Raw genomic sequence first — 12,478 nt, forward strand, 5'->3', positions numbered from 1 at the left:
TCGGGTCCGTCCAAGCCTGCGCAGGCAGGCTTGGAGCCGCGGACCTCAGCCCCTCCAGGGGGCGATACCGGCGGCCCGGCAAAGCCGGTTCCGCGGTATCCCTGGTAGCGGATTGCGCCGGTGTCATGTGTCGCAGGCGTGGTCAGGCCGATGACGAGGCACGCGCCGATCAATGCCGCACGCCAGGTCCGGCGGATCGGAAGTCGGTTCACGGCGCGCGGAACGTCAGCCCAGCAGGTTGCGCAGCGAGGCTTCCACTGCGGCCGCGGTGGCGATCGGCTTCTCCATCGGGAACAGGTGGGTGCCGTCGAGCATCATGATGCGGCCCTTGGTGACCAGCTGGGTCATCGCCATGCCGACTTTCCGCATCTCGACCGACTGCCGCCCGCCGACGAACGCCGCGGGGCATTTCAGCGGATGGGCGCGCAGCAGGGCGCCCAGGTTGTGCGGGATCGTTTCGTAGATCGCGGTCTCGACATCGCGGTCGAAGCTCAGCGCCCGCGAATTGGCCCCCACGCTCGGCACTGACGTGTCCTTGCTGCCCCCCGAGGGGGCCCTCGCGCCTTGGGGCGGCCCGGCGTCGCTCGCATCGTCGACGTCGAAGGTGCCGTGCTCGATGTAGTCGCGCAGCACGCGCTGGTCCCACTTCGCGAACGCCTTCTTGCCGCGGAAGTGCTCGAACACGGCCTCGCGGTGCTCCCAGGTGTTGCGGCGCTTGCGGCTCACGATGCCCGGCGACACGCTCTTCATGAGCGGCGTGCGCTTGATGAGATTAATGGTGCCCGCGCGCCAGCCGCCGATCAGCGGCGAGTCGAGCAGCACGACGCCGCGGGCGAGCTTGGGGTGGCGCGCGGCGCACATCAGGCTCAGGAAGCCGCCGAGCGAATGGCCGACCAGCAGCACCGGCGCGCCCGCGCGATCGGCACTTTCCTGCGCGAAGTCGGCCAGTTGCTGCACCAGGTGCGGCCAGTTGTCGGTGACCGGATACTTCGGGTCGTGGCCGAATTTTTCGAGCGCATCGATGTCGAAGCCGCGATTGCGCAGGCTGTCGAGCATCACGCGGTAGGTGCTGGCGGGAAAGCTGTTCCCATGCGAGAAGATGACTGGCGGCAACCCCATGACCGCGCTCAGATCAGCTTTTCTTCGGGGGTCGTGATCTTGCGCAGCGGGCTGTGCCGCGTCGCCGGCATCTTCAGCGGATGCTCGGTGTAGGCATCGTCCCAGACCGGGTCCTCGATGCTGTCGAACACCTCGCGCAGCTTCTGGCCCCAGCTGTTGTGCATCATCCGGTAGTAGGGATTCTCGGCGTCGATGCAGACCACCTTGTCGGTGCGCAGGCTGTTGGCCTCATACACCACGAGGTCGAGCGGCAGGCCGACCGAGAGATTCGACTTCATGGTCGAATCCATCGACACCAGCGCGCACTTGGCGGCTTCGTCGAGCGGGGTCTCGGGTGTCAGGACGCGGTCGAGCACCGGCTTTCCGTACTTCGACTCGCCGACCTGGAAGTAGGGCGTCTCGGTGGTCGCTTCGATGAAATTGCCGGCCGCATAGACCAGGAACAGGCGCATGCCCTCGCCCTTGACCTGGCCGCCGAAGACGAAGGAGACGTTGAAGTCCAGTCCGGCGTGCTTGAGCGCCTCGGCATCGCGGTCGTAGACATGGCGCACCGCCGAGCCCAGCACGCGGGCGGCGTCGAACATGCTCCTGGCATTCCAGATGGTGATCGGAGGGCTTTCCTCGCCGCTTTCCTTGGTCTCGCGCAGTTCCTCGATCTGCAGGATCTCGCGCACCGACTGCGAGATGCTCAGGTTGCCGGCCGACAGCAGGACCATCACGCGGTCGCCCGGCTGCTCGTAGACGATCATCTTTCGGAAGGTGCTGATGTGGTCCACGCCCGCATTGGTGCGTGAATCGGACAGGAACACCAGTCCGGCGTTGAGTTTGATGCCGACGCAGTAGGTCATGAGGTCTTCTTGCACGAATCGGACCATCAGCCGATTTCGCGCGCCTGGAGTTTCTTGAGTGTGTAGAGCGCTTCGAGCGCCTCGCGCGGGCTCATCGCGTCGGGATCGAGCGCTGTCAGCGCGGATTCTACGGCGCTGGCCAGCGGCGTCTCGGCCACCGGCGGCGGCGCGAAGAGGTCGACCTGGGCGCGTGTCTTCGTCTGCTGGGACTCCAGCGCCTCGAGCGCCTGCCGGGCGTGGTTGACCACGGCCGCGGGCATGCCGGCCAGCCGCGCCACCTGGATGCCGTAGCTCTTGCTCGCCGGGCCGGGCTGCATCTCGTGCAGGAACACGATGTCGCGGCCGGCTTCGGTCGCGCTCACGTGCATGTTGACCGCGCCATGGTGCGTCGCCGGGAACTCGGTGAGCTCGAAATAGTGGGTGGCGAAGAGGGTGAAGGCGCGCGTGCGGTCGTGCAGCTGGGCGGCGATGCCGGCCGCCAGCGCCAGGCCGTCGAAGGTGCTGGTGCCGCGGCCGATCTCGTCCATCAGCACCAGCGAATGGGCGGTGGCGCCATGCAGGATCTGCGCCGCCTCGGTCATCTCGAGCATGAAGGTCGACTGCGCGTTGGCCAGGTCGTCGGCCGCGCCGATGCGGGTGTGGATGGCGTCGATGGGCCCGAGCCGGCAGCCCGCGGCCGGCACGTGGGAGCCGATGGAAGCCAAGAGCACGATGATCGCGACCTGCCGCATGTAGGTCGACTTGCCGCCCATGTTGGGGCCGGTGATCACCTGCATGCGCTGCTGGGGCCCGAGCCGGGTGTCGTTCGCGATGAAGGCGCCCGATGATTTTTCGGCGAGGCGCGCCTCGACCACCGGATGGCGGCCCTGGTCGATCTCGATGCAGGGATGGGCGACAAAACTCGGCGCCCGCCAGTGCAGCGTGTGCGAGCGCTCGGCCAGGGCGCACAGGGCATCCAGCGCGGCCAGCGCGGCGGCCAGCCGGGTCAGGGCTGCCACCGAGGGCTGGAGGGCGTCGAGCAGCTGCTCGTAGAGCCACTTCTCGCGCGCCAGGGCGCGATCCTGCGCCGACAGCGCCTTGTCCTCGAAGGCCTTGAGCTCGGGCGTGATGAAGCGCTCGGCGTTCTTCAGCGTCTGGCGGCGGCGGTAGTTGTCGGGCACCTTGGCCAGCGCGCTCTGCGTGACCTCGATGTAGAAGCCGTGCACGCGGTTGAACTGCACCCGCAGGTTGCTGATGCCGGTGCGCTCGCGCTCGCTGGCTTCGAGCTTGAGCAGGAAGTCGTCGCAGTTCTCGCTGATGGCGCGCAGCTCGTCGAGTTCGGCGTCGTGGCCGCTGGCGATGACACCGCCGTCGCGTACCAGGGCCGAGGGTTCGGGATGGACCGCGGCCACCAGCAGTTCGACGCAGCCGGCCGGCGGCGCGAGCCGGCCGGCGATCTCGGCCAGCAGGGGCGCCGAGCCGGGCAATGCGGGCGACAGGTGCTCGGCCTTGGCCAGCGCCATCCGCAGCGCCACCAGTTCGCGCGGACGCACCTGCCCGAGGGCGATACGCGCCGCGATGCGTTCGACGTCGCTGGTGTTCCTGAGCTGCTCGCGCAGCGTGCGCCAAGGCGCGGAAGTGCCGCCGGGCGCGGTGGCCTGGAGTGCCTCGATGGCTTCGAGCCGGGCCTGGGCGTCGCCGCGGTCGCGCCGCGGCGCCAGCAGCCAGCGCTTGAGCCGCCGGCTGCCCATCCCGGTCATGCAGGTGTCGAGGAGCGAGAAGAGCGTCGGCGACTCCTCGCCGCGCAGGGTCTGGACCAGCTCGAGATTGCGCCGGGTGGTCGGCGGCAGCTCGATCAGCTCGCCGTCGCGTTCGACCGCGAGCCGCTGCACGTGCGACAGCGCGCGGCCCTGGGTGTGCTCGGCGTAGCCCAGCAGCGCGGCGGCCGCGGCATGCGCGTTGGTCAGCCCTTCGGCATTCCAGGCGGCCAGATTGGCGCTGCCCATCTGCTCGCACAGCTTGCGCTCGCCCAGGCCACCGTCGAACTGCCAGGCCGGCCGCACCGAGAGCGTGAAGGGCGAGGTGCCGCGGGCGGCCTTCAGCCGCTGTTCGAAGCCTGGCGTGACTTCGGCGCTGTAGAGCAGCTCGCTGGGCGCGATGCGGGCGATCCAGGCTTCGAGCGCGTCGGCCGGGCATTCGGCCAGCCGCAGTTCGGCGCCGGTGACGCTGAGCCAGGCGAGGCCGCAGAAGTTGCGCGAGCCTGCATGCACCGCCAGCAGCAGGGATTCGCTCTTGTCGTTGAGCAGCTCGGCGTCGGTCAGCGTGCCGGGCGTGACCACCCGCACCACCTTGCGCTCGACCGGCCCCTTGGCCGCGCCGACCTCGCCGACCTGCTCGCAGATCGCGACCGATTCGCCGAGCTTGATCAGCCGCGCGAGGTAGGTGTCGACCGCGTGGAAGGGCACGCCGGCCATGATCACGGGCTGGCCGGCCGACTGGCCGCGCTGGGTCAGCGTGATGTCGAGCAGGCGCGCCGCCTTCTCGGCATCGCCGTAGAAGAGCTCGTAGAAGTCGCCCATCCGGTAGAACAGAAGCGTCTCCGGATGGTCCGCCTTGAGGCCCAGATACTGGGTCATCATGGGGGTGTGTCCGGACGCATCCGGCTTCGCAGACCCTTGATTTGCAAGGGGTTTTTTCAGAGTCCCGTGGATTTCACCGGGGCTTTCACGATCGACGGCTGGCTGATTCAAATGGCGGACACCTAACGAAACTTGGCTGCACTCGCGCCGCATGTCGACGCGTGCTGCAAAGCGCTTGCAGCCGGGCCGGCACATTATGGTTGACGCGCACAGGCGCCGAGCTTCGACCCAGGCACGGTCGGCGGGTAGATTCCGCGCCGGGAAGGGACTGCCTGTTTTGGAGGCACCGTGTCGCAGGCCCCGCCAGGCAACGATCTCGGCTGAAGCCAGCACGGTTCTCCACAGCGTTGTCCCCATAAATTAGGGAAAACCCGGACTTTGTTGGCCGTCTCGCGCAGACCGGGCGAAACCTCCGGGCAAGGCCGTGATCGCCCGTGATTGCCTCCAAATGGCGTCAGGCGGCACAATGCCGCGGCCCGATGGGTTGCTTCGCCCCCCAAAGGCGGCCCGGGGGGCGTTTCAGGCCTGGCCGCGGCGCCGGCGGGCGACGCGCACGGCATCGACCCAGGTGTCGATGTTGAAGCGCTGGCCCGAATCCGCGATGCGCGCGGACGTGATGCGGTGCAGGGGCAGCCGCCGGCCATCGCCGGGCAGTTCGCCGTGGCCGACGATCACTTTCTTTTGCAGGTCCAGGTGATCGACCTGCAGCGTGCATTCGACCTTCCGGTCGTGGGCGTCGACGTAGCGGACCCGGATCCGCGGCGTTTCGTCGACGATGGCATGCTCGCCCTTGCCCTGGATGAACCATTCGGGAAGGGTGTCGGGGACGGAGTCGTCCGAGGGGCCGATCCCCCCGCGCACGGTCGGGATCTCCAGCGGCACGTGGCCCGATCGCACCCGCGCGGCTTCGATGCGGCGTTCCGCCTCGCGGCGCACCGCGATCCGGCGCCAGGCCCACATCGCGCCGAACAGCAGCAGCACGCCCGTCAACGGGGCAATCAAGAACTGCCATTGCGCCAGTTCGAAGCTCATGGCATGCCTCCTTGGCGCTATCGCCTTCCAATGCCTAAGTGTTCAAAGCAAACGCGAAATTCTCGGCACCTGACCGGCGAGTGTCAAACGGCCGCGTGGCATAGCGCGTTTGGGGGGCTCAATCCTCGTGGGGTTCGTGCGTGGCGATCGCGCCGCGGCGCCAGTAGCCGGAGGCCTTGACCCACTTCGGATGGGCGCCGCGTTCAGCCACCAGGTGGGCGCGAATCGCCTTGGCGGCGACGGATTCGCAGGCCACCCAGGCGTGGAAATCGCCCGGGGGAAGCGCCTGTTGACGCAGGGCGTCGAGCAGCGCGGCGCCCGTGCCGGGCTCGGCCCCGCGACGGTGCAGCCAGCGAAGGCTGAGCGACGCCTGCGTGTCGAAGGCGATTTCGTCGGCCTCGCTATCGACTTCCGCCAGCACCACCGCACGGGCGCCGGGCGGCAGTTCGGCCAGCCGACGGGAGATCGCGGGCAGGGCCGTGTCGTCGCCGATCAGCAGGTGCCAGTCGAAGGCGGTCGGGATGAGGAAGGAGCCGCGCGGGCCGCCGACGCCGACCATGTCGCCGGGGCGGGCCGCTTCGGCCCATTGCGTGGCCGGGCCGGCGTCGTGCAGCGCGAAATCGATTTCGAGCGTGCCGGCCGCCGGGTCGTGGCGGCGCGGCGTGTAGTCGCGCATCGCGGGCTTCGGGCCGGTCGGCCAGACCGGGCCTTCGGGCCCGGCCGTCGGCACGGCGAGCCGCCCGGTCGCCGTGTCGGGGAAGAAGATCTTCGCGTGGTCGTCGAAGCCGGGGCTGGTGAAGCCCGCGAGTTCGTCGCCGCCGAGCGTGACGCGGATCAGGTGCGGCGTGATGCGCTGCACGGTCTGCACCTGCAGCTTGCGAAACCGCAGGTCGTGGCGCACACGGCGCGGCAGGCGGTCGGGGGTGGTGGGTGGGGTGGCGCAAGAGGTTTCGGTCATGAGATTCAGATGCGTTCCAACTGTTGGGCGGCGCTGTCGAGCACCGCGGCGAATTCGTGGGCTTGTTGTTCGGTGAGAGGGGCTCCGGCGAGGCGCAGGCGCATCGCGAGCTTGAGGTTCTCGATGGCGCGCACCACCTGCGGCGGCCGGCCGGCACGCGGTCCGGCGCCATCGACGCCGCCGTCCATGCGGGCCATCATCTCGTCGGTGGTGGCACGGTTGGCGGCGAGGAAATCCAGGCCGCCGGCGGTGATGCTGTAGCGCTTGCGCCCGCCGCCATCGGCGGCATCGACGCTGACATGGCCGAGTTCCTCGAGCAGCGTGAGCGTGGGGTAGACGATGCCCGGGCTCGGGCTGTAGCGGCCGCCGAGGCGCTCCTCGATGGCCTTGATGAGCTCGTAGCCGTGGCTCGGCTTGTGGGCGATCAGCTGCAGCAGCACGAAGCGCAGCCCGCCGTGGCCGAAGACCCGGCCCCCGCCGCCGCGGCTGCCGCCGCGATGGGCTTCGCTTTCGGCACGCCCGCCGCCAAGACCGTCGGTGTGTTCACCGCGCCGGCTGCCGTGTAAAAAGCCCTTGAAAGCTCGCATGATGGTCCTCGATGTCGATATCTGATTTTATAAAGATATATCTAAATAGAGTCGGAGTCAAGGTTTGAGCACACCGCGCCACACCTACGTCGCACGCATCAATCGCGTGACCGACCACATCGACAGCCATCTGGCGGAGCCGCTCGATCTCGCGACGCTGGCCTCGGTGGCGCACTTTTCGGCCTGGCATTTCCACCGCGTGTTCCAGGCCATGACCGGCGAGACGCTGGCCGATCGCGTCCGGCGGCGCCGGCTGGAGGTGGCGGCGACCCGGCTGCTGCTCGTTCCGCCCGAGCCGGTGCTGGCGATCGCGCTCGACGTCGGCTTCGGATCGGCGGCGGTGTTCACGCGCGCCTTCGGCGCCCACTTCGGCGTGACGCCGACCGCATGGCGGCGGGGCGGATCCCGGGCCTGGGCCGAGCAGCGCCGCGTCGAACTCGGCAAGATCCATCAAGCCGAACGTACGGTGCCTCCGGCGGCGGGGGACGAACGGATCAAGGTCGTGCTCAAGACCCTGGCGCCGGCCCGCGTGGCCTTCCTGCGGCATGTCGGTCCCTACGGCAGTTCCGCCATCACGCGCACCTGGCGACGCTTCGCCGCCTGGTGCGACCCGCAGGGGCTGATGCAGCCGCGCCGCCGGATGTACGGCATCGCGCATGACAACGCGGACCTCACGCCGCCGGAGCAGTGCCGCTACGACGCCTGCATCGAGGTCGACGCCGGCTTCCGGCCCGCGCGCGAGATCGGCGTCCAGGAACTTCGCGGCGGCCGCTACGCCTGCATCGATTTTCAGGGCACGGCGGCCGAGATCCACGCCGCCTGGGTGCAGCTGTGCGACTGGCTGCCCGACAGCGGCTACCAGGCCGACGACGCGCCGCCGGTCGAGGTCTATGGCATGGACTTGGCACTCGACGCGCAGACCGGCGCCTTCAGCTGCGCCCTGTGCATGCCGGTGCGGCCGCTCTAGGTGTTGCCGATCGGCTCCAGCACGGCGAGCAGGCGCGACAGGCGGGCGTCCAGCGCGGCCAGGTCCGAAGGCTTGAGGGCGGCAAGGATCCGGTGCTCGTTCTCGACATGCGCCTCCACGGCGCGGTCGATCAGCGCGAGCCCGTCCGGCGTCAATTGCACCAGCATGCTGCGTGCGTCATCGGGGTGCGGCAGGCGCTGCACCAGGGCGCGCGCCTCCAGCCCCTTGAGCCGGTGCGTCATGGTGCCCGAGCTCACCATCAGCGCCGAGAACAGGGCCGTCGGCGCCAGCCGGAAGGGCGCGCCGGAGCGCCGCAGCGTGGCCAGCACGTCGAATTCCCAATGGGTCAGCTGGAAGGCCGCAAAGGCCTCGTCCAGCCTTCGCTGCAGCAGGGCGGAGCAGCGGTTGATGCGCCCGATCGGCCCCATCGGGGCGACATCCAGGTCGGGCCGCTCCCGGTGCCATTGACCCAGGATGACGTCCACCGCGTCCGGCTGTCGTTCCGTTCCCATTCGCCAAGTCCTCAGTTGTCTTGAGTTCAAGATTATCTGCTACGCTACTTATCTTGAATTCAAGATAAATAGATGATGGCCGAACAAAAACTCATCCGCTGGAACGAGGTGCTCCTGACCGCCCTCGCGCCCGCCATCTGGGGCTCCACCTATATCGTCGCCACCGAACTGCTGCCGCCGGACCGGCCGTTCACGGCGGCGTTGCTGCGCTGCCTGCCGGCCGGCCTGCTGCTGACGCTGTTTGTCCGGCGGCTGCCCGCGCGGCGCGACTGGGGCCGGCTGGCGCTGCTCTCTGCGCTGAACATCGGCTTCTTCCAGGCGTTGCTGTTCGTCGCCGCATACCGGCTGCCTGGCGGTCTGGCGGCGGTGGTGGGCGCGATCCAGCCGCTGCTGGTGATGGGCCTGGCCTGGGCGCTGGACCATCGCCGGCCTGCGCGCCTGGCCGTGGGCGCGGCTCTGCTGGGGATCCTCGGCATGGCCGCGCTGCTGTTGTCGCCGGGCGCTGCCTGGGACCCGGTCGGTATCGCGGCGGCCCTGGCCGGGGCCGCGTGCATGGCCGCCGGCACCTTCCTGGCGCGGCGCTGGCGGCCCGATGTGCCGGTGCTGGCCTTCACCGGCTGGCAGTTGCTGGCGGGCGGCCTGATCCTGCTGCCGTTGGCCTTGGCGATCGATCCGCCGCTGCCGGCGCTGAGCGCGGTGCAAGTGCTGGGCTATCTCTACCTGTCGCTGGTCGGCGCCTTGCTCGCCTATGTGCTGTGGTTCCAGGGCATTGCGCGCCTGCCGTCGGTGGCCGTGTCATCCCTCGGTCTCTTGAGCCCGTTGACGGCGGTGATCCTGGGCTGGGCCCTGCTGGGCCAATCGATGACGGGCCTGTCGCTGGTCGGCCTCCTGATGGTGCTCGGCAGCATCCTGGCCGTGCAATGGGCCGCCAGCCCGGATGCCGGCGGCAAAACGTGACGAAATGCCGGTCCGGTCTGTGGGTGTATTGCGCAGGGGGGTCTTGAAAACTAGGGTAAACCCCTAAAATAGCAGGCATGACCGCATCGACCTCCTATTTCCCCCGCAACCCCAAGTTCACCGACGCATTCGAGCGTGACCTGGCCAACGACGATGTGCGCCACATCGGCCGCGACGAGCCGTCCGTCTTTGCGCCGGCCCTGAATCGCCTGGGCGCGGGCTTGCGCGCCTTGGTGCGCACCGTGCACTTCCTGCGCGCCTCCGCGCAGCGCCGGGCCCTGGGCATCCAGGCCAGCTGAGCCCCAGCGGCCCACGAAAAAGCCCCTTGCGAGGGGCTTTTTTTGTTGCCGCACCAAGGCCGGCGCAGCCAGGCCCGTTGGTGAAACACCGCGGAACTGGCTTTGCCAGGCCGCTGGTGTTGCCCCCGGTCGGGGGTGGGCGCCCGACACGAAGTGCGGGCAACCTGGGGGCGAGCAACAGTGCCACCGCGGAACTGGCTTTGCCAGGCCGCTGGTGTTGCCCCCGGTAGGGGGTGGGCGCCCCGACACGAAGTGCGGGGCAACCTGGGGGCGAGTCACCGGCCCGGCATGTCCTTGACGGAATACCCGAGGCTCACGGTCGCGTCCTGCGGAATCGCCGGCATCGTGGCATTCCAGGCCAGCCAGGCCTCGCGCATCGCGGCCAGGCGGGCGGGCTCCTTGTGGCCCTGGTTGGCCCGTTCGCGTTCGTCGGCCGGGATGTTGAACAGGTACTCGTTGCCGTCGACCTGCAGGTACTTCCAGTCGCCGTCGCGCAGCGCGCGCTGGCCGCGATGGTTCATGCGCCAGTGCAGCGGGCGCGCGAAGCTCCTGGTGGCGTCGCGCAGCACCGGCAGCAGGGACACGCCGTCGAGCGGGAACGCCGGATCGGCCGCGACACCCGCGGCGTCCAGCATCGTGGCCGACCAGTCCATCGTCATGCAGTGCTGGTCGCTCACGCCGCCGGCACCGATCACCTTCGGCCAGTGCGCGATCCACGGCACCCGGATGCCGCCCTCGGTCAGGTCCATCTTGCCGCCGACCAGCGGCCAGTTGTCGGAGAAGCGCTCGCCGCCGTTGTCGCTGGTGAAGACCACCAGCGTGTCGTCGGCCATGCCGTGCTTCTCGAGCGCCGCCATGATCCAGCCGATGCCTTCGTCCATGTGGTGGATCATGCGGCGGTAGGTGTGGATGTTGCCGCCCGCGAGGTCGAACAGGTTGTCCTTCACCGCCGGCGCTTTCGCCGCGTCCTCGCGCGTTTCCCAGGGCCAGTGCGGCGCCGTGTAGTGCAGGCTCAGGAAGAAGGGTTCTTCCTGCTGCGCCATGCGTTCGACGTAGTCGACCGCGCGGCGCGACAGCAGGTCGGTGAGGTAGCCCTCCTGCCGGCAGTCCTCCTCGCCGGACCACAGGTCGTGCCGGCCGCTGGAGTCGCAGTGCGTGAAGTAGTCGACGCCGCCCGACATCGGGCCGAAGAATTCCTCGTAGCCCGAGCGCAGCGGCCCGAAGGCCGGCGGATAGCCCAGGTGCCACTTGCCGATCAGGGCCGTGCGGTAGCCGGCACCGCGCAGCAGCGACGGCAGGGTGGGCTGGTCGGTGGGCAGGCCCAGCGTGGCGCTGCCGCGGCTCTTGCTGTTGATCGGCTCCTCGGCCGCGCCGCGCAGCCGGTACTGGTAGCGCGCGGTGATCATCGCGAAACGCGTCGGCGAGCAGACGGGCGAATTGGCATAGCCCTGCGTGAAGCGCATGCCCTTCGCGGCGAGGCCGTCGAGCACCGGCGACACCGGTCCGAAGGACGCATCGCGGCCGCCGTAGCAGCCGAGGTCGGCATGGCCGAGGTCGTCGGCCACGATGAAGATGATGTTGGGTCGTTGCATTGTTTTCAGGGTTGGTAGCCGGATTTCTGGACCACCGGCGCCCACTGCGCCCGGTAGGCCTTGAGCATGGCCTCGGTCTGGGCCTGGGTGCTGACCACCGGTGTCATCAGCGTGTCCTTGAAGCGGCGCTGGGTGTCCGGGTCCTGCATGACTTCGCGGATCGCCTGCGACAGGCGTTCGACCTTGTCCTTCGGCATGGTCGCGGGTGCGAAGAAGGTGTTCCAGCCCGTGGCGACCAGGTCGAGGCCGGCTTCCTTGAAAGTCGGGATCTCGGGCGCGAAGGGCGAACGCTTTGCGCCTGACACGGCCAGGATGCGGATCTTGCCGGCCTGGTGTTGCGGCAGGTCGACGTCGAAGGTGTCGAAGGCGATCGGCACCTGGCCGCCGATCAGGTCGGTGAGCAGCGGGCCCGAGCCGCGGTAGCCGACCACCTCGGCCCGCACCTTGGCCTTCTCGCCCATCATGAGGCCGAAGAAATGCGGCAGGCTGCCGGTCGCCGGCACGCCGAAGTTGGCCTTCTCCGGATTGGCGCGCATCCACGCCAGCAGGTGCGGCAGCTCGCGCACCGGCACCGCGGTCGACACGGCCAGCGCGAACTCGTAGTCGTTCACGTGGGACACCGGCACGAAATCCCGTTCGGCGTCGTAGCCGTTGTCCTTGAAGACCAGCGGCGCGACCACCATCACGGCCGGGTTGGCGAGCATCAGCACGTTCTGCCCGGCCGGCGTCGCCTTGACCTGTTGCGCCGCGAGCCGGCCGCCCGCGCCGGGCTTGTTGTCGACGATCACCGGCACGCCCAGCCGGGCCTGCAGCTTGTCGCCGACGATGCGGGCCACGCGATCGGTGGCACCGCCGGCGGCATAGCCGACCACAATGCGCAGCGGGCCGCCCTCGAGCGCCTGGGCGTGGGCAGACAGGGCCGCGGCGCCCAGTGCCAGGGCGGCGGCGAGGCGGGGGAAGAGTCGGCGAGAAATCATGGGTGCTCCGAT

The 12,478-nt window shown here is 69.2% G+C and carries 12 protein-coding genes; 3 read left to right on the forward strand and 9 right to left on the reverse strand.

The features are described from left to right. Window positions 1-225: 225 nt before the first annotated feature. The 6 genes from AC1D2O_RS07220 to AC1D2O_RS07245 all read right to left on the reverse strand — a co-directional run bounded on the left by AC1D2O_RS07220 (window position 226) and on the right by AC1D2O_RS07245 (window position 7,162). Window positions 226-1,119 (reverse strand): alpha/beta hydrolase, encoded by an 894-nt coding sequence (locus tag AC1D2O_RS07220; RefSeq protein ID WP_478088092.1) that lies wholly within the window; start codon window positions 1,117-1,119, stop codon window positions 226-228. A gap of 8 nt (window positions 1,120-1,127) precedes the next feature. After that, complete coding sequence (locus AC1D2O_RS07225) at window positions 1,128-1,967, reverse strand: peptidase (RefSeq protein WP_478088090.1); 840 nt, start codon at window positions 1,965-1,967, stop codon at window positions 1,128-1,130. Between the two features lie 26 nt (window positions 1,968-1,993). Then, a complete protein-coding gene (mutS, locus tag AC1D2O_RS07230) occupies window positions 1,994-4,585 on the reverse strand; it encodes a DNA mismatch repair protein MutS (RefSeq protein WP_478088088.1) in 2,592 nt (863 codons plus the stop codon). A 519-nt stretch (window positions 4,586-5,104) separates the two neighbouring features. Then, window positions 5,105-5,617, reverse strand: coding sequence for a hypothetical protein (locus AC1D2O_RS07235; protein WP_478088086.1), 513 nt, complete (start codon window positions 5,615-5,617; stop codon window positions 5,105-5,107). 118 nt (window positions 5,618-5,735) lie between these two features. Next, complete coding sequence (locus AC1D2O_RS07240; RefSeq protein WP_478088084.1) at window positions 5,736-6,575, reverse strand: siderophore-interacting protein; 840 nt, start codon at window positions 6,573-6,575, stop codon at window positions 5,736-5,738. 5 nt (window positions 6,576-6,580) lie between these two features. Further along, window positions 6,581-7,162 (reverse strand): PadR family transcriptional regulator, encoded by a 582-nt coding sequence (locus tag AC1D2O_RS07245; RefSeq protein WP_478088082.1) that lies wholly within the window; start codon window positions 7,160-7,162, stop codon window positions 6,581-6,583. Window positions 7,163-7,226: 64 nt separating this feature from the next. On the opposite strand from AC1D2O_RS07245, the gene AC1D2O_RS07250 reads away from it, so the two are divergent. Then, window positions 7,227-8,129 carry an AraC family transcriptional regulator gene (locus AC1D2O_RS07250; protein ID WP_478088080.1) on the forward strand — a complete coding sequence of 301 codons (903 nt, stop codon included), beginning with the start codon at window positions 7,227-7,229 and terminating at the stop codon, window positions 8,127-8,129. Here the strand turns inward: AC1D2O_RS07250 and AC1D2O_RS07255 are convergent. Next, entirely contained in the window at window positions 8,126-8,641 is a 516-nt protein-coding gene (locus AC1D2O_RS07255; protein WP_478088078.1) for a MarR family winged helix-turn-helix transcriptional regulator, read from the reverse strand. The two genes, AC1D2O_RS07250 and AC1D2O_RS07255, sit on opposite strands and share 4 nt — an antisense overlap. 75 nt (window positions 8,642-8,716) lie before the next feature. Between AC1D2O_RS07255 and AC1D2O_RS07260 the strand changes: the two genes are divergently transcribed. Both AC1D2O_RS07260 and AC1D2O_RS07265 read left to right on the forward strand, forming a co-directional pair. Further along, on the forward strand, window positions 8,717-9,598 hold the full coding sequence (locus AC1D2O_RS07260) for an EamA family transporter (RefSeq protein WP_478156604.1): 882 nt from the start codon (window positions 8,717-8,719) through the stop codon (window positions 9,596-9,598). 77 nt (window positions 9,599-9,675) lie between these two features. After that, window positions 9,676-9,897, forward strand: a complete 222-nt coding sequence (locus AC1D2O_RS07265; RefSeq protein WP_478088074.1) for a hypothetical protein — start codon at window positions 9,676-9,678, stop codon at window positions 9,895-9,897. A 275-nt stretch (window positions 9,898-10,172) separates the two neighbouring features. Here AC1D2O_RS07265 and AC1D2O_RS07270 read toward each other — a convergent pair whose 3' ends face one another. Both AC1D2O_RS07270 and AC1D2O_RS07275 read right to left on the reverse strand, forming a co-directional pair. Then, on the reverse strand, window positions 10,173-11,489 hold the full coding sequence (locus AC1D2O_RS07270) for a sulfatase family protein (protein ID WP_478093971.1): 1,317 nt from the start codon (window positions 11,487-11,489) through the stop codon (window positions 10,173-10,175). A gap of 5 nt (window positions 11,490-11,494) precedes the next feature. Beyond that, window positions 11,495-12,466 carry a Bug family tripartite tricarboxylate transporter substrate binding protein gene (locus AC1D2O_RS07275; RefSeq protein WP_478093972.1) on the reverse strand — a complete coding sequence of 324 codons (972 nt, stop codon included), beginning with the start codon at window positions 12,464-12,466 and terminating at the stop codon, window positions 11,495-11,497. Window positions 12,467-12,478: the final 12 nt, after the last annotated feature.

The sequence above is a fragment of the Variovorax sp. P1_G12 genome (genome assembly GCF_056405555.1).

Excerpts from the sequence above, each read along its gene's own strand:
- AC1D2O_RS07255 (WP_478088078.1), bottom strand. The coding sequence starts at position 8,641 with ATGGGAACGGAACGACAGCCGGACGCGGTGGACGTCATCCTGGGTCAA.
- mutS (WP_478088088.1), bottom strand. The coding sequence starts at position 4,585 with ATGATGACCCAGTATCTGGGCCTCAAGGCGGACCATCCGGAGACGCTT.
- AC1D2O_RS07235 (WP_478088086.1), bottom strand. The coding sequence starts at position 5,617 with ATGAGCTTCGAACTGGCGCAATGGCAGTTCTTGATTGCCCCGTTGACG.
- AC1D2O_RS07240 (WP_478088084.1), bottom strand. The coding sequence starts at position 6,575 with ATGACCGAAACCTCTTGCGCCACCCCACCCACCACCCCCGACCGCCTG.
- AC1D2O_RS07225 (WP_478088090.1), bottom strand. The coding sequence starts at position 1,967 with ATGACCTACTGCGTCGGCATCAAACTCAACGCCGGACTGGTGTTCCTG.
- AC1D2O_RS07260 (WP_478156604.1), top strand. The coding sequence starts at position 8,717 with ATGGCCGAACAAAAACTCATCCGCTGGAACGAGGTGCTCCTGACCGCC.
- AC1D2O_RS07245 (WP_478088082.1), bottom strand. The coding sequence starts at position 7,162 with ATGCGAGCTTTCAAGGGCTTTTTACACGGCAGCCGGCGCGGTGAACAC.
- AC1D2O_RS07220 (WP_478088092.1), bottom strand. The coding sequence starts at position 1,119 with ATGGGGTTGCCGCCAGTCATCTTCTCGCATGGGAACAGCTTTCCCGCC.
- AC1D2O_RS07265 (WP_478088074.1), top strand. The coding sequence starts at position 9,676 with ATGACCGCATCGACCTCCTATTTCCCCCGCAACCCCAAGTTCACCGAC.
- AC1D2O_RS07270 (WP_478093971.1), bottom strand. The coding sequence starts at position 11,489 with ATGCAACGACCCAACATCATCTTCATCGTGGCCGACGACCTCGGCCAT.
- AC1D2O_RS07275 (WP_478093972.1), bottom strand. The coding sequence starts at position 12,466 with ATGATTTCTCGCCGACTCTTCCCCCGCCTCGCCGCCGCCCTGGCACTG.